The organism is Microbacterium sp. NPDC087591, assembly GCF_044743625.1.
GTDB lineage: Bacteria > Actinomycetota > Actinomycetes > Actinomycetales > Microbacteriaceae > Microbacterium.
Genome location: NZ_JBIUWU010000001.1, coordinates 901938 through 922439 on the forward strand (window position 1 = coordinate 901938; position 20502 = coordinate 922439).

The 20502-nt window shown below is 68.2% G+C and carries 21 protein-coding genes and 1 tRNA gene; 9 read left to right on the top strand and 13 right to left on the bottom strand.

Going from position 1 to position 20502, the window contains the following annotated elements; translation table 11 throughout:
- Positions 1 to 9: 9 nt before the first annotated feature.
- The 6 genes from ACIOVG_RS04235 to ACIOVG_RS04260 all read left to right on the top strand — a co-directional run bounded on the left by ACIOVG_RS04235 (position 10) and on the right by ACIOVG_RS04260 (position 7018).
- Complete coding sequence (locus ACIOVG_RS04235) at positions 10 to 891, top strand: carbohydrate ABC transporter permease (RefSeq protein ID WP_247630596.1); 882 nt, start codon at positions 10 to 12, stop codon at positions 889 to 891.
- Positions 888 to 1808 carry a carbohydrate ABC transporter permease gene (locus tag ACIOVG_RS04240; protein WP_400869355.1) on the top strand — a complete coding sequence of 307 codons (921 nt, stop codon included), beginning with the start codon at positions 888 to 890 and terminating at the stop codon, positions 1806 to 1808. Before ACIOVG_RS04235 ends, ACIOVG_RS04240 begins: the two co-directional genes overlap by 4 nt.
- Complete coding sequence (locus tag ACIOVG_RS04245; RefSeq protein ID WP_247629111.1) at positions 1805 to 2827, top strand: LacI family DNA-binding transcriptional regulator; 1023 nt, start codon at positions 1805 to 1807, stop codon at positions 2825 to 2827. Before ACIOVG_RS04240 ends, ACIOVG_RS04245 begins: the two co-directional genes overlap by 4 nt.
- An 8-nt stretch (positions 2828 to 2835) precedes the next feature.
- A complete protein-coding gene (locus ACIOVG_RS04250) occupies positions 2836 to 4305 on the top strand; it encodes a glycoside hydrolase family 32 protein (RefSeq protein ID WP_400869357.1) in 1470 nt (489 codons plus the stop codon).
- A 98-nt stretch (positions 4306 to 4403) separates the two neighbouring features.
- Positions 4404 to 5972, top strand: a complete 1569-nt coding sequence (locus ACIOVG_RS04255; protein ID WP_400869359.1) for a GH32 C-terminal domain-containing protein — start codon at positions 4404 to 4406, stop codon at positions 5970 to 5972.
- A 59-nt stretch (positions 5973 to 6031) separates the two neighbouring features.
- Positions 6032 to 7018 carry a carbohydrate kinase gene (locus tag ACIOVG_RS04260; protein WP_400869361.1) on the top strand — a complete coding sequence of 329 codons (987 nt, stop codon included), beginning with the start codon at positions 6032 to 6034 and terminating at the stop codon, positions 7016 to 7018.
- On the opposite strand, the gene ACIOVG_RS04265 is transcribed toward ACIOVG_RS04260, so the two are convergent.
- Positions 6966 to 8003 (bottom strand): methionine synthase, encoded by a 1038-nt coding sequence (locus ACIOVG_RS04265; protein ID WP_400869363.1) that lies wholly within the window; start codon positions 8001 to 8003, stop codon positions 6966 to 6968. The two genes, ACIOVG_RS04260 and ACIOVG_RS04265, sit on opposite strands and share 53 nt — an antisense overlap.
- A 19-nt stretch (positions 8004 to 8022) precedes the next feature.
- Complete coding sequence (locus ACIOVG_RS04270; protein ID WP_400869365.1) at positions 8023 to 9015, bottom strand: DUF1852 domain-containing protein; 993 nt, start codon at positions 9013 to 9015, stop codon at positions 8023 to 8025.
- Between the two features lie 126 nt (positions 9016 to 9141).
- Between ACIOVG_RS04270 and ACIOVG_RS04275 the strand changes: the two genes are divergently transcribed.
- The gene (locus tag ACIOVG_RS04275) at positions 9142 to 10083 is read left to right on the top strand and encodes a LysR family transcriptional regulator (protein ID WP_400869367.1); all 942 of its coding nucleotides are present in this window, start codon (positions 9142 to 9144) and stop codon (positions 10081 to 10083) included.
- Between the two features lie 66 nt (positions 10084 to 10149).
- Here ACIOVG_RS04275 and ACIOVG_RS04280 read toward each other — a convergent pair.
- Positions 10150 to 10222, bottom strand: a tRNA-Arg gene (locus tag ACIOVG_RS04280).
- A gap of 66 nt (positions 10223 to 10288) precedes the next feature.
- On the bottom strand, positions 10289 to 10870 hold the full coding sequence (locus tag ACIOVG_RS04285) for an asparagine synthase (protein ID WP_400869369.1): 582 nt from the start codon (positions 10868 to 10870) through the stop codon (positions 10289 to 10291).
- Positions 10871 to 11000: 130 nt separating this feature from the next.
- On the opposite strand from ACIOVG_RS04285, the gene ACIOVG_RS04290 reads away from it, so the two are divergent.
- Positions 11001 to 11840 carry an SDR family NAD(P)-dependent oxidoreductase gene (locus tag ACIOVG_RS04290; protein ID WP_400869371.1) on the top strand — a complete coding sequence of 280 codons (840 nt, stop codon included), beginning with the start codon at positions 11001 to 11003 and terminating at the stop codon, positions 11838 to 11840.
- Between the two features lie 58 nt (positions 11841 to 11898).
- Positions 11899 to 12438 carry an MOSC domain-containing protein gene (locus ACIOVG_RS04295; RefSeq protein ID WP_400869373.1) on the top strand — a complete coding sequence of 180 codons (540 nt, stop codon included), beginning with the start codon at positions 11899 to 11901 and terminating at the stop codon, positions 12436 to 12438.
- A gap of 32 nt (positions 12439 to 12470) precedes the next feature.
- Here ACIOVG_RS04295 and ACIOVG_RS04300 read toward each other — a convergent pair whose 3' ends face one another.
- From ACIOVG_RS04300 to ACIOVG_RS04340, 9 genes are all read right to left on the bottom strand, one after another.
- Positions 12471 to 13343: a hypothetical protein gene (locus tag ACIOVG_RS04300; protein ID WP_400869375.1), complete on the bottom strand. Its 873-nt coding sequence runs from the start codon at positions 13341 to 13343 to the stop codon at positions 12471 to 12473.
- Positions 13340 to 13585 (bottom strand): hypothetical protein, encoded by a 246-nt coding sequence (locus ACIOVG_RS04305; RefSeq protein ID WP_400869377.1) that lies wholly within the window; start codon positions 13583 to 13585, stop codon positions 13340 to 13342. The genes ACIOVG_RS04300 and ACIOVG_RS04305 overlap by 4 nt, the downstream gene beginning before the upstream one ends.
- A gap of 83 nt (positions 13586 to 13668) precedes the next feature.
- Entirely contained in the window at positions 13669 to 15939 is a 2271-nt protein-coding gene (locus tag ACIOVG_RS04310) for a heavy metal translocating P-type ATPase (RefSeq protein WP_400869379.1), read from the bottom strand.
- Positions 15908 to 16117, bottom strand: a complete 210-nt coding sequence (locus ACIOVG_RS04315; protein WP_400869381.1) for a heavy-metal-associated domain-containing protein — start codon at positions 16115 to 16117, stop codon at positions 15908 to 15910. The genes ACIOVG_RS04310 and ACIOVG_RS04315 overlap by 32 nt, the downstream gene beginning before the upstream one ends.
- A 127-nt stretch (positions 16118 to 16244) precedes the next feature.
- Positions 16245 to 16901: a GntR family transcriptional regulator gene (locus ACIOVG_RS04320; RefSeq protein ID WP_400869383.1), complete on the bottom strand. Its 657-nt coding sequence runs from the start codon at positions 16899 to 16901 to the stop codon at positions 16245 to 16247.
- A gap of 122 nt (positions 16902 to 17023) precedes the next feature.
- The gene (locus tag ACIOVG_RS04325) at positions 17024 to 17665 is read right to left on the bottom strand and encodes an NADPH-dependent F420 reductase (protein ID WP_400869385.1); all 642 of its coding nucleotides are present in this window, start codon (positions 17663 to 17665) and stop codon (positions 17024 to 17026) included.
- A gap of 73 nt (positions 17666 to 17738) precedes the next feature.
- The gene (locus tag ACIOVG_RS04330; RefSeq protein WP_400869387.1) at positions 17739 to 18677 is read right to left on the bottom strand and encodes a GNAT family N-acetyltransferase; all 939 of its coding nucleotides are present in this window, start codon (positions 18675 to 18677) and stop codon (positions 17739 to 17741) included.
- Between the two features lie 48 nt (positions 18678 to 18725).
- Positions 18726 to 19169, bottom strand: a complete 444-nt coding sequence (gene sufU / locus ACIOVG_RS04335) for a Fe-S cluster assembly sulfur transfer protein SufU (protein ID WP_400869389.1) — start codon at positions 19167 to 19169, stop codon at positions 18726 to 18728.
- Entirely contained in the window at positions 19166 to 20473 is a 1308-nt protein-coding gene (locus ACIOVG_RS04340) for an aminotransferase class V-fold PLP-dependent enzyme (RefSeq protein WP_400869391.1), read from the bottom strand. Before ACIOVG_RS04340 ends, sufU begins: the two co-directional genes overlap by 4 nt.
- Between the last annotated feature and the right edge of the window lie 29 nt (positions 20474 to 20502).

Below are 20502 nucleotides of genomic sequence, written 5' to 3' on the forward strand. Positions count from 1 at the left end.
CTGACCTCGATGCTGCCGCGTCGCTCTCGCCTCTCGGTGGCCGTGTTCCTCATTCCCCCGCTGCTGCTCTACGGTGTGGCGGTCCTGCTGCCGATCCTGCAGTCACTCGTCCTGAGCTTCTTCCGCTGGGACGGCATCACCGAGATGGGCTTCGTCGGCCTCGACAACTACGTCAAGATGCTCACGCGCGACGACGTGTTCTGGACGGCGTTCTCGAACGCGCTCGGCTACCTCGCGATCTGCCTCGTCCTGCAGCTCGGAGGCGCTCTGGCCGTCGCCGGGCTGTTGACGGCGCTCCCCCGGGCCCGCGAGCTGGTCAAGACGCTGTACCTGCTGCCCGCCGTGATCTCGACCGTGGCGATCGCCTTCCTCTTCCAGCGCATCTACTCGCTCGAGCCCGTCGGCCTGCTCAATCAGCTCCTCGCCTGGCTCGGCCTCGAACACCTGCAGACGGCCTGGCTCTCGAACGTGCAGACCGTGCTGGCCGCGGTGTCGATCCCGGAGGGCTGGCGCTTCACGGGGCTGTACATGCTCATCATCTACGCCGCCCTCATCGCGGTACCCAAAGATCTCGAAGAGGCAGCGAGACTCGACGGCGCATCCTGGTGGCAGGTGTTCTGGCGCATCCGGTTCCCCTACATCCGCCCGGTCTGGATCACGACCACGATCATGGCGACGACCTTTGCGCTGCGCGGCTTCGACATCCCCTACCTGCTCACCAACGGCGGTCCCGGCCAGTCGTCCGAACTGCTGACGACCTACATGTACAAGACCGCGTTCGTCCACACCGACTACGGCTACGCGAGCGCGATCTCGGTGTTCATCGTCGTCGAGTGCCTCATCGCCGTCGGCCTCATCTTCCTGCTCCTTCGTCGAAGGGACGACTCATGACCGCGCCAGTACTCACCGCCCCCGTTCGGTCGACCGAACCGGCGCCCCCTGTGACGCCGCGCCGTCGAACGACCTCCTCCGGTTCTTCCCGGGTGCGCGTCCAGAGAACCCTCCTCAGCGTCACGGTCGTGCTGATCGTGATCGTGCAGGTGTACCCGCTCCTGTGGCTGCTGCTCACCAGCTTCCGCACCGCCAGCGATTTCGCCGGCGGCAACCCGTTCGCGCTGCCGACCGAGTTCACCCTCGAGAACTACGCGCGAGCCTTCGCCTCGGGGAACCTGTGGCTCAACATCGTCAACAGCCTGATCGTCACGCTGGGGGCGAGCATCCTGATCGTGATCGCCGGCATGATGGCCGCGTTCGCGCTGCAGGTGCTCGGCTTCCGGTTCAGCGCTCTCGTCCGATCGCTGTTCCTGCTCGGCATCATCGTGCCGGTGCAGATCGCCCTGGTGCCGCTGTTCATCGACTACTCGCAGGTCGGACTGCTGGACACGCATCTGTCGATGATCATCCCGCTCGCCGCGTTCTCGCTCCCCATGGCGGTGTATCTGTTCTCGTCGTTCTACGAGTACATTCCGCGGGAGATGTACGAAGCCGCGTCCCTGGACGGGGCAGGGCCGTACCGCATCTTCGCGCAGATCACCTTCCCGCTGTCGGTCAACACGATCATTACTGTGGTGCTCGTGAACAGCATCTTCATCTGGAACGACTTCATCTTCGCGAACACGTTCGTGCTCTCCGACGGATTGAAGACGATTCCGCTCGGCCTGCAGAACTACATCGGGGCGATGGGCAACACCGACTGGACGGCGACGTTCGCCGCAGTGTGCGTGACCGTGACGCCGCTGCTGCTGGTGTTCCTGGTGCTGAACAAAGCCATGATCAACGGACTCGAGAGTGGAGCGACCAAGGGATGAGTACCTCCGAGCACGGCAAGCACACGCCCTCGGTCACGATGCGCGACGTCGCGAAGGCCGCGGGAGTCTCGGTGGCGACGGTCTCGCACGTCGTGAACGACAAAGCAGGTGCCCGCATCGGCGCCGAGGCTCGCCGGCGCGTGCAGGAGGCGGTCGCGGCGCTCGGCTACCGGCAGAACGCGCTGGCGAAGACGCTCTCTCAGGGCACCTCGCGCTTCATCGGCCTCGTCGCAGACGCGATCGCCACGACCCCGTTCGCCGGCCAGATCATCCACGGCGCCCAGGACGAAGCGTGGAAGCACGGGTACGTGCTGCTGGTCGCCAACACCGACGGCAACACGGCGGTCGAGAACGACGCGATCGCGATGATGCTCGAGCACCAGGTGCACGGGATCCTCTATTCGACCTGGTACCACCGGGAGATCGTCGTGCCGGAGGCGCTGCACCAGACCGATGCGGTGCTCGTGGACTGCTTCGCCGACGGCAGCGGTCTGCGCTCCGTGGTCCCCGACGAGGAGCAGGGCGGACGCACCGCCACCGAGGAGCTGCTCGCCGCCGGCCACCGGAGGATCGCGTTCATCAACACGACGACGCCGTCGCCGGCCCAGTCCGGGCGGCTCGCCGGCTACCGGTCCGCACTGACGGCGGCAGGGGTCGGTTTCGACGAGTCGCTCGTCTTCCCCTCCGAGCCGGCGCAGGAGGGCGGGTACGCGGCGACGTCGCGCGTGCTGGCATCCGGCGCGACGGCCGTGTTCTGCCACAACGACCGGGTGGCGATGGGGCTCTACGACGGCCTGCGGGAGCACGGTCGACGCATCCCCGAGGACATCGCCGTGATGGGCTTCGACAATCAGGATGTGATCGCCGCGCACCTGCGCCCGCCGCTGTCGACCGTCGCCCTCCCGCACTACGAGCTCGGAGCCGCCGGCGTACGGGTGCTGCTGGGGATCGAGGAGCCGCCGGCTCCGTCGTTGCAGCTGCGTGTCGCGTGCCCCCCGATCCAGCGAGAGTCGATCTGAGGGACCCCATGTCTTCACCCATCACTGCGACGCGGACGATCGTGCCGCGTCCCGCGTTCCATTTCACGCCGCGACGGAACTGGATGAACGACCCCAACGGCCTCGTCCACGACCGGGGCGTCTGGCACCTCTACTTCCAGTACAACCCGTCGGGCTCGGACTGGGGCAACATGAGCTGGGGACACGCGACGAGCTCCGACCTGCAGCACTGGAGAGAGCATCCGGTCGCCCTGTCGCACCGGGACGGCGAGCAGATCTTCTCGGGATCGGTGGTCGCCACGACCGACGGAGACGAGACGTCGCTCACGGCGTTCTACACCAGCGCGTTCCACGACGATCACCAGGCCCAGTCGACCGCGAGCAGCCGCGACGGCGGATACACCTGGCTGCCCGACCCGGCGAATCCGATCCTGGACCGGGGCACGAGCGCGTTCCGCGACCCGAAGGTGGTCCGATTCGACGACCCGACGGGCCGATCCCGCTGGATCATGCTCACGGTCGAGGCCGATGATCGGCAGGTGCTCATCTACTCATCGACGGACCTCCGGTCCTGGAGTCTGCAGAGCACCTTCGGCCCCCTGGGCGATGTCGGTGTGGTGTGGGAGTGTCCCGACCTGGTGCTGCTCCCCCTCGACGGCGACCCGCACGACCTGCGCTGGGTCCTGCTGCTGAGCACGAACCCGGTGGGCGAGGATGCAGACGCAGACGGTTCGTCCATGCACTACATCGTGGGTGCGTTCGACGGTGCCGTGTTCACACCCGACAGGCCGGAGCTCGAGCGCCTCGACCATGGGCGCGACCTGTACGCGGGAGTGACCTTCGACAGCGCTCCCGGCGGCGAGGCGATCATGCTCGGCTGGATGAGCAACTGGAGGTACGCGCACGTCTTCCCCTCGACGCCCTGGCGAGGGGCGATGTCGCTGCCACGCAGACTGAGCCTGCGGACGGTCGATGGCGCGGCTCGGCTCGTACAGGAGCCCGCGCCGTTCGTCGGTGAGCTGCTCGCGCAGGGGTCGGAGACGACGGTCGCGGACACGGCGCATCCGTCGACGATCATGCTCGGCACGCACGCGATCCTGCAGGCATCGTGGGATCCGGCATCGACCGGTGCCGTCCGGTTCGCCTTGTCGGGCGATGCGGATGCCACCGTCGAGCTCGACCACGATCCACGCGGCGGCGAGCTGCGCGTCACTCGGAGGGGGCGTGCGGCCGAGGCCGTGCATCAGGACTTCCCCTCGACGAGTGCCGTCCCTCTCGTCGGCACCTCCCCCGTCACGCTGCTGATGAGTCTCGACGGGCCTCTCCTGGAGGTCTTCGTCGGCGACGGCAGTGCGACGGCATCGAACCTCGTCGTCCTCGGCGACGGTCCGATCACACTGATCCTCACGACGGATCACGGCGGTCCGATCACGATGACGGTCGCCGACGTCGAGAGCCCGGAGAGAATGACCGCATCCGCACGGGACGTGTCGACCTGACCCGAACCGCCCGCTTCCTCTGACCAGATCCTCCTCCTGCCGTCTCACGATCCGGCGGTCGCATCGTCGCGCCCGTCGACCCCTGGAAAGGAACCGAAATGACCTATCCCCTCTCACGCCGCAGCGTCCTGCAAGGCGCCGGCGCTGGTGCGCTCGCGCTGTTCCTGGGCGGCGCTGCCCCTCTTGCGGCGCGCGCTCAGAGCCCGGCGGGCTCCCTGCGAGCGAACTTTCACATGACACCACCCGCGGGTTGGCTGTGCGACCCGCAGCGACCGGTCACCACCAACGGTGCGTACCAGCTGTACTACCTGCACTCCGGACAGAACAACGGACCAGGTGGCTGGGACCATGCGACCACCAGCGACGGTGTCGCCTTCACCCACCACGGCACGGTGATGCCGTTGCAGCCGGACTTCCCGGTGTGGTCGGGGTCCGCGGTCGTCGACACGGCGAACACCGCAGGATTCGGAGCAGGGGCGGTCGTGGCGCTCGCCACGCAGCCGACCGACGGCATCCGCAAGTTCCAGGAGCAGTACCTGTACTGGTCGACCGACGGAGGGTTCACGTTCACGGCACTCCCCGATCCGGTCATCGTCAACACCGATGGACGGGCTGCCTCGACACCGGCCGAGATCGAGAACGCGGAGTGGTTCCGCGACCCGAAGATCCACTGGGACACCGCGCGCAGCGAATGGGTCTGCGTGATCGGCAGGGCGCGATACGCGGCGTTCTACACATCGTCGAACCTGATCGACTGGGTGCTGCGCCGCAACTTCGACTATCCGAACCACGCGCTCGGCGGCATCGAATGCCCCGACCTGTTCGAGATGACGGCGAATGACGGCACCCGCCACTGGGTGCTCGGCGCGAGCATGGACGCCTATGGGGTGGGGCTGCCGATGACCTACGCCTATTGGACGGGCACGTGGGACGGCGAGGAGTTCCACGCCGACGACCTCACTCCGCAATGGCTCGACTGGGGCTGGGACTGGTACGCCGCCGTCACCTGGCCCTCCATCGACGCACCCGAGACGAAGCGGCTCGCGATCGCGTGGATGAACAACTGGAAGTACGCTGCCCGCGACGTTCCCACGGATGCCTCCGACGGCTACAACGGCCAGAACTCGATCGTCCGCGAACTGCGTCTCGAGCACCAGAGCGGCGGCTGGTACTCACTCCTCAGCCGCCCCGTCGAGGCTCTGAGCAACTACGTCACAGCGACGACGACTCTCCCACCCCAGACCGTCGACGGCAGCGTCGTGCTGCCGTGGAGCGGACGCGCCTACGAGCTGGAGCTCGACATCGCGTGGGACGCCGCAGCGAACGTCGGCGTGTCGGTCGGGCGGTCGTCAGACGGCTCACGCCACACCAACATCGGCAAATACGGGGCGGAGCTCTACGTCGACCGGGGGCCCTCGGACCTCAGCGGATTCTCACTGGTGCCGTACACCAGAGCGGCAGCGCCGATCGACTCGAATGCTCGCTCCGTGCATCTGCGCATCTTCGTCGACACGCAGAGCGTCGAGGTCTTCGTCAATGCCGGGCACACCGTCATCTCGCAGCAGGTCCACTTCCGCGAGAGCGACACCGGTATCTCGCTGTACGCGGATGGCGGACCCGCGACCTTCTCCGGCATCACGATCCGCGAGTTCGGCACCCCGATCTGAGCCACTCACCCGCCCGCACGGCAGGTCCGCTCCTCATCGTCCTCACCTGGGAGTTCCACATGGTCCGCTTCGAACCGCATGCACCCCGACGGCCCGACATCCTCGTCGTCGGCGAGGCACTCGTCGACATCGTGCACCGTGCCGACGGCTCCGTCGACGAGCGGCCGGGTGGCAGCCCGGCGAACGTCGCCCTGACGCTCGGCCGGCTCGATCGCAGTCCGCGGCTGCTCACCGCGATCGGTGACGATGCCCACGGACGCCTGGTCCGCGCCTGGCTCGCCGAATCAGCGGTCATCCTCGAGGGCGCGGCGAGTGCCCGCACCTCGCTCGCGTCCGCGCATCTGGATGAGCAGGGTTCCGCGCGCTACGACTTCGCGATCACCTGGGAGATCGACACCGCCCGCACGAGGCGCGCCGACGCGCTGCACGTCGGCTCGATCGCGGCCGTGCTCGATCCCGGCGCGCACGCGGTCGCCGACCTCGTCGATACGCATCACCGACGTGCTCTCGTCAGCTACGACCCCAACGTCCGCGCGGGGCTCATCGACGACGAGGACGCAGTGCGGTCCCTGGTCGCTGCCCTGAGGACGCAGGCGGATGTCGTCAAGGCCAGCGACGACGACATCGCGTGGCTGCATCCCGGCGAGGATGTCGTCTCCGTCGCGCGGCGCTGGGCGGCCGAGGGTCCGGCACTGGTCGTCGTCACGCTCGGCGCACGGGGCGCGATCGCCGTGGTCCGCGGGGAGGTCCTGCGCGTTCCGGGCGTTCCGGTGGAACTCGTCGACACCGTCGGCGCCGGCGACACCTTCATGGGCACCCTGATCGATGGTCTGCTGCAGGCGGGGGCGTATGGCGCCGAGGCTCGGCGCGTGCTCGCCGACCTGAGCACCGGCCGGATCGATTCGATTCTGCGGCGGAGCGCCGCCGCAGCGGCAGTGACGGTGTCGCGACCGGGCGCCGACCCGCCCCGTCTGGCAGAGCTGGATCAGGCGGTCAGCGCTGCGCGGCAGCGAGCTCCTCACGAACGAGAGCCGCGCCGGCGCTGAGCGCCCCCAGCTTGCCGCGGGCGACGTCGCGGGGCAACGGCGCCATGCCGCAGTTCGTGCTCGGGATGAGCTTGTCGGCATCCACGAAGGCGAGCGCCCTGCGCAGGGTCTCGGCGACCTGCTCGGGCGTCTCGATCGCCTCGTTCGCGACGTCGATGGCACCGAGCATGACCTTCTTGCCTCGGACGAGCTCGAGCAGATCGATCGGCACATGGGAGTTCTGAGACTCGAGCGAGATGACGTCGATCGCGGAACGCTGCAGGAGCGGGAACGACTCCTCGTACTGGCGCCACTCCGATCCGAGGGTCGCCTTCCAGTCGGTGTTCGCCTTGATGCCGTAGCCGTAGCAGATGTGCACGACGGTCTCGGCGCGCAGCCCCTCCGCCGCCCGCTCCAGCGCCGCCACTCCCCAGTCCTGCACCTCGTCGAAGAAGACGTTGAAGGAGGGCTCGTCGAACTGGATGATGTCGACGCCCGCGGCTTCGAGCTCCCGCGCCTCCTGATTGAGGATCGTCGCGAACTCCCACGCCAGCTTCTCGCGGCTCTTGTAGTGACGGTCGGCGAGAGTGTCGATCATCGTCATCGGACCGGGGAGCGCCCACTTGATCGGCTGGTCGGTCTGCTGGCGGAGGTACTTCGCGTCATCGACGAACACCGGCTTCTGTCGGCTCACCGCGCCGACGACGGTCGGCACGCTGGCGTCGTAGCGATTGCGGATGCGCACGGTCTCGCGCTGATCGAAGTCGACGCCATCGAGGTGCTCGATGAACGTGGTGACGAAGTGCTGACGGGTCTGCTCGCCGTCGCTGATGATGTCGATGCCGCGCTGACGCTGCTCCTGGACGGCGATGCGCAGCGCATCCTGCTTGCCCTCGATCAGCGCGTCGCCTTCGAGCTTCCACGGGGACCAGAGGGTCTCCGGCTGCGCGAGCCAGGAGGGCTTCGGAAGACTGCCGACGATCGAGGTGGGGAGAAGAGTGGTCATGCTCGTGGTGCTCCGCAGCTCAGGCGACCGGAGTCGGGTAGTCGGCGGCCCAGCGATCGAGCACGTCCTGGTGCGGCTTCATGAAGTGCTCTTCCGTGTACTTCCCCTGTGCGCTGGCGAGCTGGCTGCGCTCGACGCGGTCGTAGCCGATCTGCGTCGACGAGAAGTTCTGCTGATCGAGGGTCGGCCGATAGATGTGCGCCGCCGCCGCGTTCGCGTTGTAGATCTCCGGACGGTAGATCTTCTGGAACGTCTCCATCGTGCTGATGGTGCCGGCCAGCTGCAGGTTCGAGTAATCGTTCAGCAGGTCGCCCTGGAAGTAGAACGCGAGCGGTGCCACGCTTCCGGGGGGCATGAAGTACCGCACCTTGAGCCCCATCTTGCCGAAGTACTCATCGGTGAGCGAGTAGTCGTTCTGCTGATACTCGACACCGAGGACCGGGTGGTGGTTCGCGGTGCGCTGATACTCCTTGCTCGTCGAGACGCTGATACAGATGACGGGCGTCGTGGTGAACCGCTCGCGGTACGCGTCGGAGGCGAGGAAGTGCTGGAACAGCTTGCCGTGCAGCACGCCGAACTCGTCGGGCAGAGTGAACTTCCCCGCGGCCTCGGTGGTCGCCGGCAGCAGCACGCTGAAGTCGTAGTCGCGCACGTACGACGAGAAGTTGTTGCCCACGATCCCGTGATGACGCGCGCCGGTCGTGCGGTCGACGATCGTGATGTCGAGGACCTCGAGCAGCGGGAACTCCTTGTCCTCATCGCCTGCGGTGAACTCCAGCTCGACCGAGACGATTTCGAGCTCGACGCCGTAGCGGTCCTGGGTGGGGTTGTCCCAGTGCGCGAGCGCGTTGAATCGACGCTCGATCATCGTCAGCGCGTTGCGGAGATTCTGCTGGCGGTGCTCGCCTCGGGCCAGGTTGGCGAAGTTCGTGGTGATGCGCGAGTTCTCGGAGGGCGCATAGTCCTCGTCGAAGCGGGTGGTGGAGATGCTGAACGTGAACTCGTTCGCCATGAGGGGCCCATCTGGTTGCTGTGATCGGCCGGAGTCGGCCGCGGGAAAGTCTGTGTCTCCATCGTGCAGCCGTTGAGCGGATATCGGGTAAGTCGTCGGGGCTATGCGTTGATATAGGCTCTGCCTATGGCCCGCGGATCGAACGGCATCACCCTGCAGCAACTCGTGTATTTCATCGAGGTCGCCGCAGAGGGGTCGATCAGCGCGGCCGCCGATCTGCTCTACGTCGCCCAGCCGACGATGTCGGCGGCGATGAAGGACCTCGAATCGCGGGTCGGCCGCACCCTCTTCCTCCGCTCCGCCCGCGGAGTGACCCTCACCGCCGACGGCACGGAGTTCCTCGGATATGCGCGACAGGTCACCGAGCAGGTGGCGCTCCTCGAGCAGCGCTACCTCGGGCGGCCGCCGTCGCGGCGCCTGCTCGGCGTCTCCGCGCAGCACTACTCCTTCGTCGTCGACGCGTTCGTGCGCATGGTCAAGGGCAGCAACGCGGCCGAGTACGAGTTCTCCCTGCGCGAGACGCGTACCTGGGACATCATCGAGGACGTCCGCACGCTGCGCAGCGAGCTCGGCATCCTCTACCGGAACGACTTCAACAGGAACGTCATCGACAAGCTCCTGCGAGATTCAGGACTCGCGTTCCATCCGCTCTTCCTCGCCGACCCGCACATCTTCATCTCCCGGAAGAACCCCCTCGCCGCTCGCGATCACGTCACGCTCGACGATCTCGCCGAGCTCCCGCGGCTCACGTTCGACCAGGGCGCGAACAACTCGTTCTACTTCGCCGAGGAGATCCTCTCCACCCTGTCGAGCAAGCAGGAGATCAGGGTCGCCGACCGCGCCACCATCTTCAACCTCATGATCGGACTCGACGGCTACACGATCTCGACCGGAATCATCAGCGACGACCTCGACCCCGAGATCGTCGCGATCCCGCTCGACATCGACGAGCGGATCGAGATCGGATGGATCGACCACTCCGCGATCCCGCTCACCGAACAGGCCCAGCGCTACCTCGCGGAGCTGCGCGCGGTGGTGGCGGGGTTCGGAGTGGAGCTGCTCGGGTAGCTCACTGGAGAGGAGCCGTCGACGCAGAAACGGCACCCACCGAAGTGGATGCCGTTTCTGGTTCTGTGCGCCCGAAGGGACTCGAACCCCTAACCTTCTGATCCGTAGTCAGATGCTCTATCCATTGAGCTACGGGCGCTCCTGGACCGCTCAGCGGGCCGTAGAACAGCCTACAACAGTCGCGACGGGAAAGCGAAACGAGGCCTCACTCGGCCTCGGCCTCGGCCTTCTGCTTCTTCTTGCGCTTGGCCTTGGCGCGCTGCAGCGACGACAGCGCCTGCAGATCCACGAGCCGCAGCGCCTGCATCCGCGCCTCGCGCATGCGGTCGTAGTCGGGGTCCTGATCCGGTCGCATGCCCTCGACCCGCAGTCGGCGGTCGAGGTTGTGGCGCACGTCGGCCCACGCCGCCTCTCGCGCCTCCTCGACGATGACGCGCAGCTGCTCGCGGTCCTCCATCATGGCGCGCAGCTTGGCGGCGACACCGCTGGACTGCTTGGCACGGCGGCGGAGATTGCGCACATCACGGTCGCGGTAGTCGTGCGTGCCGGACGGGTCGGAGTGGCGACCGCGCGCCCGCTTGCGCAGGGCGGTCACGTTCGCCGCAGCCTCTTCCGACTCCTCGGCCATCGCGCGCAGCGCCTCGCGGGCATCATCGATGTACTTGTCGGTGTCGAAGACCCCGTTCTCGGCGATCGTGCCGACGAGGATGTGGTTCTTGACAGCCAGGCGCGCCGCAGCGGTCGCGATCGCGACACCTTCAGCGATGGCATCCGCTGTCCGTCCCACCGGTACCTCCTCCCACGAGCGTACCGGTATCGCTCGTCGGAAGCGTCGGCCAGAATAGTTCGGATCGGGATCTCACCCGGCCCGACGACCGCCCAGACGGTGCGCACCGCCGCGCGCCAGAAGGAGAAGCATGAAGCACCTCCACCTTGCCGGGAGCACGACCGTGATCACCGGTGCGGCGAGCGGCATGGGCGCGGAGATCGCGCGGCTGCTCGCGGCCGAGGGCGCGCATCTCGCCCTGATCGACCACAACGCCACGGCCCTCGCCGAGGTCGCCGCAGAGCTGACCGGCATCACGGTGACCACGCACGTGGTCGACCTCCGCGACGATGACGCCGTGTTCGAGACCGCCGCCGAGATCACGGCCGCACATCCGCGGATCAACGCCCTCATCACGTGCGCCGGGTCGTCGATGCTCGGCAACCTCGATCAGCTGACGATGGAGGAGATGCGCTGGTTGACCGACGTGAACCTCTGGGGAACGGTCTCGATCACCAAGGCCCTGCTGCCGGCACTGCGGAAGGCACCGGCCGCCCATATCTCGCACCTGGCCAGTGTCTATGCGCTCGCCTCTCCCGCAGGGCGTATCCCGTACGCGATGAGCAAGTTCGCCGTGCGCGCGTTCTCGGAGGCGCTGCGGCACGAGCTGGAGGGAACCTCGGTATCGGTCGGCGCGGTGTATCCGGCGGGCGTGCGCACCGGCATCATCCTGCACGGACGGTACGCCGCCGCGATCGATCCCGCCGTCGCTGCACGAGCCGCCGAGGCGCAGGCGGCGATGTACCACACGGAGCCCGCTGACGCCGCGGCGCGGATCGTGCAGGCGACCGCGCGCCGACGCGCTCGCACGATGGTCGGGCGCGAGGCGCGGCTCATCGACGTGCTGGTGCGGCTGGCGCCTTCGGCATACTGGCGCGTGATGCGCGGCCCGCTGCGTGAGGCGATCGACACCACCACGCCGATTCGCTGATCCTGGTGCCGAACACGGACAGGTCGAGAGTCCCGATGTTTCGTGGAACGATCGAGGTATGGCTCCTCGGGTTGTCGCTGTTCATTCCCACGACTCACACACCTTCAGCAAGCTGACGCGTGAGTCGATCACACTCCTCGAGGGGCTCGGCGTCGACGGGGATGCGCACTGCGGCGCAACCGTGCAGCACCGCTCACGGGTGGCTGCAGACCCCTCGCAGCCGAACCTGCGACAGGTGCATCTGATCCCTGCAGAGCTGTTCGACGAACTGCGCGCGAGCGGTCACGGCGTCGCACCCGGCGAGCTCGGAGAGAACATCACCACGCGGGATGTCGACCTGCTGGCACTTCCCGTCGGCGCCCGCCTTCACTTCGGCGACGCGGTGGTGACGATCACAGGTCTCCGTAACCCCTGCCAGCAGATCAACGACTTTCAGTCCGGCCTGCTCAAGCAGGTGGTCACGACCGATGACGACGGGCGGGTCATCCGACGCGCCGGGGTCATGGGGATCGTCTCCCGCGGTGGATCCGTGGCCGCCGGAGACACGATCGACGTCGAGCTCCCGCCGACACCGCACTTTCCGCTCACACGCGTCTGATCGCGGCTCGACGGGACGAAGCCGGGCCTCCGTCAGCGCACCGCGCCGACCCAGATCCCCGACGCCCACGCCTGCTGGTCGCCGTTGCACCCCACACCTCCGGGATAGCCGCGCACCACGGCCATGCAGTTCGCCAGGAACTCGGGATCGCCGCCGAACATCGACCGATAGGTCCCCGACGAGTTCAGCGCTCCCCACACCCGGAACTGGTAGATGTGGGCGAGCTCATGGGCCATCGCCCAGTTCAACCGGCCCTCGCTCCAGTTCACGATGTCGGCGCGGTACTTGATGTAGCCGCCGCTGTTCGCGCATGCGGGCGCAATTCCCCCTGCACAGGAGGCGGACTCGTAGAGCCCGATACCCCCGCCGCCGACGCGGTCGAGAGCGGCGCGCACCCGTGCGTAGCCGTCGGGTCCGCTCGTACTCCAGGCAGGACCGCCGGGGCCCGCGCTCTGGGCGAGCTGGGTGGCCTGCCACGTCGCTACCTGCTCACCGACTTTCGCGGTGAGCGCATGCACGGTTGCCGTCGCATTCTTCACGGTGTCCGGGTCGACCCGCTCGTCGAGCACGGCCTGCTGTGCCGAGAGCGCCGCGGCCCGATGAGCCGAGGTGTCGACCTTGTCCTTCGCACCGGCCAGGGCGGTACCCAATGCGGTGATCTCCGCGAGGAACGCCGGACGCACCTCGAGCACCGCCGCCCGATCAGCCGTGTCCTCCTCGGCACGCTCGACGGCGCCTTCGAGGTAGTCCGTGCGCTGCAGCGCCGTCCGAGTGGTGTCGGCCAGTGCCGTCAGCTCGGCCACGGCCTGCGCCCGCTCGGCATCGAGACCGTTCGCCCGCTCCATGACGCCCACCGAGAGCATCATCGCGGCCGCGACGGAGACCGAGACGAGACGACGGATCACGGGAGGAACCCCGTGGCATCCGAGAGCGCCGCGTCCTGCTCAGCGATCTGAGACCTGAGGGCGGTGAGCTGTTCGGCCAGCCGGAGGTTCTGCGCACGGGCGTCGGCGAACAGCCGCTCGGTCGTGACGACCTGGGCCTTGACCGCTTCCAGCGCCGCGACCCGCTCTTGATCGGCGACCACGACGAGGACCGCCCCGCCCACCAGCAGCAGGCCTCCGACAGCGACAGCAAGACCCCGCATCTCGCTCCCCAGGACAACGCGACAGTTCCGGAACGATTCCGATACGCCTCAATATATAGCGATCGCCGCGTCGCGTCCCCTCCCTAGATTCGGGGTGCGGCGCTACGGAAGCGGCGCAGGCGCAGACTGTTCAGCACGACGAACACGCTCGAGAACGCCATGGCCGCGCCGGCGAGCATCGGATTCAGCAATCCGAGGGCCGCGAGCGGAATGGCCGCCACGTTGTAGGCCAGCGCCCAGAAGAGGTTGCCGCGGATGGTGCCGAGCGTGCGACGTGCGAGCCTGATCGCGTCGACCGTGCCCCACAGATCCCCCCGGACGAGGGTGAGATCGGATGCCTCGATCGCCGCATCCGTGCCGGTTCCCATCGCGATGCCCAGGTCGGACTGCGCGAGCGCCGCGGCGTCGTTCACGCCGTCGCCCACCATCGCCACCGAGCGGCCGGCACCCTGCAGCGCGAGAACCTCCGCCACCTTGCCCTCCGGCAGCACTCCGGCGCGCACTTCGGTGACCCCGACGGCTGCGGCGACCTGGGCGGCCGCCTTGGCGTTGTCGCCGGTGAGCAGGATCGGCGTCAGACCGAGGCCACGCAGCGCGGAGATCGCCGCCGCACTGCTGGGCTTGATCTGGTCGGCCACGACGACGACGCCGCGGACTCTCCCATCCCAGGCGACGGCGACGGCGGTGCGAGCCGCGTCCTCCGCGCGATCGAAAGCCGCGAGCAGATCGTCGGGCAGGCGCAGCGCCCACTCCGCGAGAAGTGCGGGGCGTCCGACGATCACCGCGTGGGAATCGACCACGCCGGTGACCCCTCGTCCCTCGATGTTCTGGAAGTCGTCGACGTCGGCGACGTCCCCGAAGCGCTCGACGGCGGCCCGCACGACCGCCTGGGCGATCGGATGCTCCGAGGCATCCTCCAGTGCCGCAGCGAGGCGCAACACCTCGGCGGCATCCTCTCCCTCTGCGGCGATCACGTCGACGAGCGTCATGCGTCCGGTCGTGACGGTGCCGGTCTTGTCGAGCAGGATGGTGTCGACGCGACGGGTGGACTCGAGCACCTCCGGCCCCTTGATCAGGATGCCGAGCTGCGCCCCGCGCCCCGTGCCGACCAGCAGAGCCATCGGTGTGGCGAGGCCGAGCGCACAGGGGCAGGCGATGATGAGCACGGCGACGGCGGCGGTGAACGCGGCAGCTGCCCCGCCTCCGGCGAGCAGCCACGCGACCAGGGTCACGGCGGCGATCCCGAACACGATCGGCACGAACACCGTCGACAGCCGATCCGCCAGCCGCTGGGCCTCCGCCTTGCCGGACTGGGCCTCCTCCACCAGCTGCGCCATGCGGGAGAGCTGGGTGTCCGCGCCCACCCGGGTGGCCGCGACGACCAGCCGACCACCGATGTTCACGGTGGCGCCGGTGACGGCATCGCCCGGTCCGACCTCGGTCGGCACGGACTCGCCCGTGAGCATGGAGGCATCGACGGCCGAGGATCCTTCCCGCACGATGCCGTCGGTGGCGATCTTCTCGCCGGGGCGCACGACGAACTCGTCGCCCACGGCCAGATGCGCCAGCGGCAGCCGCTCCTCCACACCGTCGCGGAGGATGGCGACATCCTTCGCGCCCAGCTCCCCCAGCGCGCGGAGCGCCGCACCGGCACGCCGCTTGGAGCGCTGCTCGAGGAAGCGCCCGAGCAGGAGGAACATCGTGACGCCGGCCGCGACCTCGAGGTAGATGCTGCCGAGCCCGTCGCCGCGCTCGATCACGAAGCGGAACGGATGCGTCATCCCCCACATCCCCGCGGTGCCGAAGAACAGCGCGTACAACGACCACAGATAGGCAGCCGCGACACCGACCGAGATCAGGGTGTCCATCGTGACCGCGCGGTGGCGCGCGTTCATCCAGGCGGCCCGATGGAACGGCCACGCCGCCCAGGTGACGACCGGGGTCGCGAGCACGAGCGAGGCCCACTGCCATCCGGGGAACTGCAACGGCGTGGCCATGGCGAGCACGATCACGGGGATCGCGAGGACGCTCGCGACGATCAACCGCAGACGCAGGAGCCGGTAGGCGGGGTCGACCGTCTCGGACCCCTCTTCCCGAGGGAGGGCCGCGGTGTATCCGGTGCGCACCACCTCGGAGATCAGCTCGTCGACCGCAACGCCCGGCATCAGCTGCACGTGCGCCTTCTCGGTCGCGTAGTTCACGGAGGCGGAGACGCCATCGAGCTTGTTGAGCCGCTTCTCGATCCGCGCCGCGCACGACGCGCACGTCATGCCGCCGATCTCGAGATCGTAGGCGACTCCTGCGTCTGGAACGGTCACGACGTCACGCGCGGACGGCGCTGTAGCCGGCCTCATCGACGGCCGCGAGGATGGCGGCATCGTCGAGGGCGACGTCTGAGCTCACGACCAGATTCCCGGATGCGGCGCTGACGTCGATAGCGGTGACGCCGTCGATCTTCGCGACCTCGGCCCGCACGGAACCTTCGCAGTGCCCGCAGGTCATCCCGGTGACCGCGTACGTGGTGGTGTTCATGATGCTCTCCTCTTCAGCGGCACAGCGCCGCTCATCGCTCTCACTCCGATAGGTGAATACCCCCAGGGGGTACCTGCTCATGCACAACGATACGTCTTCCCGAGTCATTCCCCAAATGTGATCTCGGTCAGATCTGGTAGCCGTTGGCGAGCCGACGCTCGGCGACAGCCTGTCCATTGGCCAGATGCTGCGGGATGAGAGTGCGGATCCCGTCGACGTCGCGCGCGGCCAGTGTCTCCAGGATCACACGATGTTCCTCCGCCATCGCCGGCAGATCGTCGTGCTGGCCGAAGAGCCAGCGCAAGCGGGTGATGAACACGGCGATCAGCTCGCCCAGCATCTCGTTGCCCGCCAGTTCGGCCGCGATCTCGTGGAAGTCCGCCGCGGCGATGCGCGCGCCCTCGGCATCGTCCGCCTCCGCCGCATCCCGCTCGCGCTCGTACGCAGCCCGCAACCGCGCGATCCCCGCCTCATCGTGGCGTTCGGCGGCGAAGACGAAGATCAAGGTCTCGATCGCCTCGCGCACCTCCGCGAAGTCCTTGATGTCACGGTGCGTGAACTCGCGCACGACCGCCCAGGTGCGCGGACGCGCGACCACCACGCCTTCACTCACCAGAGCGCGGATGGCCTCACGCACCGGCAGCCGGGAGACATTCAGTTCGGCAGCGATGTCACGCTCGACGAGTCGGGATCCGGGCGCACGCCGTCCCAGGATGATGTCATCGCGCAGAATTCGCGTGACCCTGGCCGACTCGAGTTCGCCGGTAGCCCCCGCCGCCGTCATCCCGCGATTCTCCCACTCGTCGACACCCGGGACAAGTTTTGGTATCCCATCCCACCCTCGCACTGACGCACGGAGGGGAGGGCGACCGCCATCGACGGCCCCTTCCCTCCGGCGCAGCGAGCTCAGGGAAGGCGGTTCGCGATCGCGAGGTTGGCCTCGAGCTCCGCAGCGTTCTGACGCACGACGTAGGCCGGGCGGTCGCGCTCGACGCGCCACGACTCGCTCAGCGGCCCGACGTTGACCGTGTCGAATCCGATCTCGTCGTAGAAGCGGGTCACGAAGGCCACGGCGTCGGCGTCATCGCCCGCGGTCGCGAGCGCGCGGCGGTTCTCGGTGCCGGCGGGCGCGCCGTCCGTGGTGATGTCGGCCGCGTAGATGTGGTTGAACGCCTTGGCGATCTTCGACGTCGGCAGGTGCTGCTGCAGGAGCTCCGATGTCGTGGTCTCGCCCTTGTCGAGCGCTTCGATGTGTCCATCGCGCTCGAAGTAGTAGTTGTTCGTGTCGAGCACGATCTTGCCGGCGAGGGGCTCGACCGGGACCTGGTCGAGCGCGCGCAGCGGCACCGTGACCACGACCACGTCGCCCGCTTCTCCGGCCTCGGCGGCCGTCGCGGCACGTGCCCGCGGCCCGAGTTCCTCCACGAGCGCGGCGAGCGTCTCCGGGCCGCGCGAGTTGGAGATCACGACGTCGTAGCCGTGGGCGACCGCCACGCGCGCGACCTGTGATCCGATGTGTCCTGCACCGATGATTCCGAGAGTTGTCATGTGTCGGACCAACGCGGCGCGCGCAGGGGTATTCCCGCACCGACACCGAGAGTCACAACTCCCCTGCGTCGGATCAGAGATCGAGGATGAACTGCTCCTCGAGCCGCCGGTAGCCCAGCCCCTCGTACATCGTCACCGCCGCGTCGTTGAATCCGAACACGTGCAGCCCGACGGAGTCGGCGCCCAACCGGCGCGCTTCGCGTTCGGTCGCATGCATCAGCTCGCGCCCGTATCCTTTCCGCCGCTGATCCGCGGCGACCTCGATGTCGAGGATGAAGGCGTGCGGTCGACCTCCTCGGTCCCGCATCCCGATCCAGAGGATGCCGACCTCGACCCCGTCGACCGTGGCCGTGAACAGCTCTTGTCCCGGCGTGCTCAAGCCCGCGGGCAGCTCCTGCAGGAACTGCCGCCGCGATTCCACCACGGCCTCATCGGCCGTGTAGCGGCCCGACGCCGCGAGGTCCTCCGCGAATGCCGCTTCGGACTCGCGGGCGAAGCTCGGGTAGCGCTCCTCGGTCATCGGCGCCACGACCACATGATCGGCGACGGCACGATCAGGAAGCGGTTCGAGCAGCATCTGGATCGAGGCGACGCGGAAGCCCCGTCCGTCGACGAGGCGATGCCCCTCGGCATCCTGCCGGAAGAGCGCGATGCTGATCGTCGACGCCTCTTCGCCCTTCGCGATGGCCCGCAGAGCTGCCACGATCTCGTCGAGCTGTGACGCCGAGGGCGAGACCGTGAGCGCCAGATCGATCACGAACACGCGCCCGGCGTTCGCACCCAGCCAGAGCGTGCCGAGCTCGTCGGCGCCATCGGCGATCCGCAGCACCTGCGAGGCCGTGGACTCCAGCCCGTGCGGCAGCAGTTCACTGAAGTACTGCCCCGCCTGCGCGACCGCCTCGTCGCCGAGGCGCAGTCCGGACTCCTGGCGCAGGCGGATGAGACGCTCCCTCGTGGCCGCGCTCCAGTCGTCGAAACGTGCGGCGGGCAACGGAGTCAGGCGTACGGTCATACCTCCATCCTCCGCCCTCCCGACGGAGCGGGCGACCGCGCAGGCCGATCAGGCCGACTTGTGCAGCGCGTCCTCCGCGGCCACCCAGGCGAGCATCGCGCACTTCACCCGTGCGACATAGCGGGAGACCCCGCCCAGCGCTGCCGCGTCTCCGAGCAGCTCCTCGTCCGGTTCGATCTTGCCGCGCGAGCGCATCGCCTCCCGGAACGCAGCGATGCGCACCTCCAGATCGGCCACCGAGAGCCCTTCGGCGAGCTCTGCCAGCAGAGACGCCGATGCCTGCGAGATCGCACAGCCGTGCCCCTCCCAGGCGATGGCCTCGACCGTGCCGTCGGCCGCGCGGTGCACCTGCAGCGTGACCTCGTCGCCGCAGGTCGGGTTGACCTGATGCGACTGCGCGGCGATGGTCTCGCGCAGCCCGAAGCCGTGCGGGGTGCGCGAGTGATCCAGGATGAGCTCCTGATACAGGTTCTGCAGATCGCCGGATGTCATGCGTGCACTCCGAAGAAGTCGATGGCCCCGGCGACGCCGTCGATCACGGCCTCCACCTCGGCCTCGGTCGTGTAGAGGTAGGTGCTCGCCCGCGTGGACGAGGTGATGCCGAGCCGGCGGTGCAGCGGCTGCGCGCAGTGGTGCCCGACGCGCACCGCGATGCCGCGGTCGTCGAGGAACTGCCCGACATCGTGCGAGTGGATGCCGTCGACGTCGAAGCTCGCAAGCCCCACGCGCGGCAGCTGGATGCCGGCACCGAGCACGCGCACGCCGTCGATCGCGCTCAGTCCCTCGACCAGGCGGCGACCGAAGGCGGCCTCATGGGCGGCGATGCGCGGCATGCCGACCGCGGTGAGGTAGTCGACGGCTGCGGCGAGCGCGATCGCCTGCGACACCCGCTGCGTACCCGCCTCGAAGCGCTGCGGCGGCGGCAGGTACTCGGCCTGCGTCGTCGTGACGGTCGTGATCATCGATCCGCCGGTCAGGAACGGTGGCATCGCCGCGAGCAGTTCGCGGCGACCGTAGAGCGCGCCGATGCCGGTGGGCCCGAGCATCTTGTGGCCGGAGATCACCGCGAAGTCGACATCGAGGGCCCGCACGTCGAGCGGCAGGTGAGGGGCGGATTGGCAGGCGTCGAGCAGCACGAGGGCGCCGACCTGACGTGCGAGCGCGATGATCTGCTCGACCGGGTTGATCACGCCCAGCACATTCGAGACGTGCGTGACGGCGACGATCTTCGTGCGGTCGCCGATGAGCGCGGCAGCCTCGTCGAGTCGAAGCGCACCCTCGTCGTCGAGCGGGATCACGCGCAGCGTCGCTCCGGTACGCGCGGCGAGCTCCTGCCAGGGGATCAGATTGGCGTGGTGCTCCATCTCGGTCGTGACGATCTCATCGCCCTCACGCAGCCGGAGACGATCGGCTTCCGCCCCGCCCCGCCCGAGCGAGGCGTTCGAGAGCGAGTAGGCGACCAGGTTGATCGCCTCGGTCGCGTTGGAGGTCCAGACGATCTCGTCGTCGTCGGCGCCGAGGAAGCGGGCGACCGTGGCCCGTGCGTCTTCGAACAGCTCGGTGGCCTCGGCAGCCAGGGTGTGCGCACCGCGGTGCACGGCGGCATTCGTGGTCGCGGCGTAGTCACGCTCGGCATCCAGCACTGCGAAGGGGCGCTGCGAGGTCGCACCGGAGTCGAGGTAGGCCAGCGGATGCCCGTTCACCCGGGTCTGCAGGATCGGGAAGTCTTCGCGGATGCGCCGAACCTCGTCTTCGCTCAGCGGTGCGAGGACGTCGACAGCAGGGGTGGTGCTCATCCTTCTAGCTTCTCATCTGGCGACGAGGC

What these genes read in the sequence shown, in the direction of transcription:
- ACIOVG_RS04260 (WP_400869361.1), top strand. Translation starts at nt 6,032, where the DNA reads ATGGTCCGCTTCGAACCGCATGCACCCCGACGGCCCGACATCCTCGTC.
- sufU (WP_400869389.1), bottom strand. Translation starts at nt 19,169, where the DNA reads ATGACATCCGGCGATCTGCAGAACCTGTATCAGGAGCTCATCCTGGAT.
- ACIOVG_RS04310 (WP_400869379.1), bottom strand. Translation starts at nt 15,939, where the DNA reads ATGAGGCCGGCTACAGCGCCGTCCGCGCGTGACGTCGTGACCGTTCCA.
- ACIOVG_RS04325 (WP_400869385.1), bottom strand. Translation starts at nt 17,665, where the DNA reads ATGACAACTCTCGGAATCATCGGTGCAGGACACATCGGATCACAGGTC.
- ACIOVG_RS04315 (WP_400869381.1), bottom strand. Translation starts at nt 16,117, where the DNA reads ATGAACACCACCACGTACGCGGTCACCGGGATGACCTGCGGGCACTGC.
- ACIOVG_RS04275 (WP_400869367.1), top strand. Translation starts at nt 9,142, where the DNA reads ATGGCCCGCGGATCGAACGGCATCACCCTGCAGCAACTCGTGTATTTC.
- ACIOVG_RS04255 (WP_400869359.1), top strand. Translation starts at nt 4,404, where the DNA reads ATGACCTATCCCCTCTCACGCCGCAGCGTCCTGCAAGGCGCCGGCGCT.
- ACIOVG_RS04330 (WP_400869387.1), bottom strand. Translation starts at nt 18,677, where the DNA reads ATGACCGTACGCCTGACTCCGTTGCCCGCCGCACGTTTCGACGACTGG.
- ACIOVG_RS04305 (WP_400869377.1), bottom strand. Translation starts at nt 13,585, where the DNA reads ATGCGGGGTCTTGCTGTCGCTGTCGGAGGCCTGCTGCTGGTGGGCGGG.
- ACIOVG_RS04290 (WP_400869371.1), top strand. Translation starts at nt 11,001, where the DNA reads ATGAAGCACCTCCACCTTGCCGGGAGCACGACCGTGATCACCGGTGCG.
- ACIOVG_RS04235 (WP_247630596.1), top strand. Translation starts at nt 10, where the DNA reads ATGCTGCCGCGTCGCTCTCGCCTCTCGGTGGCCGTGTTCCTCATTCCC.
- ACIOVG_RS04250 (WP_400869357.1), top strand. Translation starts at nt 2,836, where the DNA reads ATGTCTTCACCCATCACTGCGACGCGGACGATCGTGCCGCGTCCCGCG.
- ACIOVG_RS04340 (WP_400869391.1), bottom strand. Translation starts at nt 20,473, where the DNA reads ATGAGCACCACCCCTGCTGTCGACGTCCTCGCACCGCTGAGCGAAGAC.
- ACIOVG_RS04270 (WP_400869365.1), bottom strand. Translation starts at nt 9,015, where the DNA reads ATGGCGAACGAGTTCACGTTCAGCATCTCCACCACCCGCTTCGACGAG.
- ACIOVG_RS04295 (WP_400869373.1), top strand. Translation starts at nt 11,899, where the DNA reads ATGGCTCCTCGGGTTGTCGCTGTTCATTCCCACGACTCACACACCTTC.
- ACIOVG_RS04245 (WP_247629111.1), top strand. Translation starts at nt 1,805, where the DNA reads ATGAGTACCTCCGAGCACGGCAAGCACACGCCCTCGGTCACGATGCGC.
- ACIOVG_RS04240 (WP_400869355.1), top strand. Translation starts at nt 888, where the DNA reads ATGACCGCGCCAGTACTCACCGCCCCCGTTCGGTCGACCGAACCGGCG.
- ACIOVG_RS04320 (WP_400869383.1), bottom strand. Translation starts at nt 16,901, where the DNA reads ATGACGGCGGCGGGGGCTACCGGCGAACTCGAGTCGGCCAGGGTCACG.
- ACIOVG_RS04265 (WP_400869363.1), bottom strand. Translation starts at nt 8,003, where the DNA reads ATGACCACTCTTCTCCCCACCTCGATCGTCGGCAGTCTTCCGAAGCCC.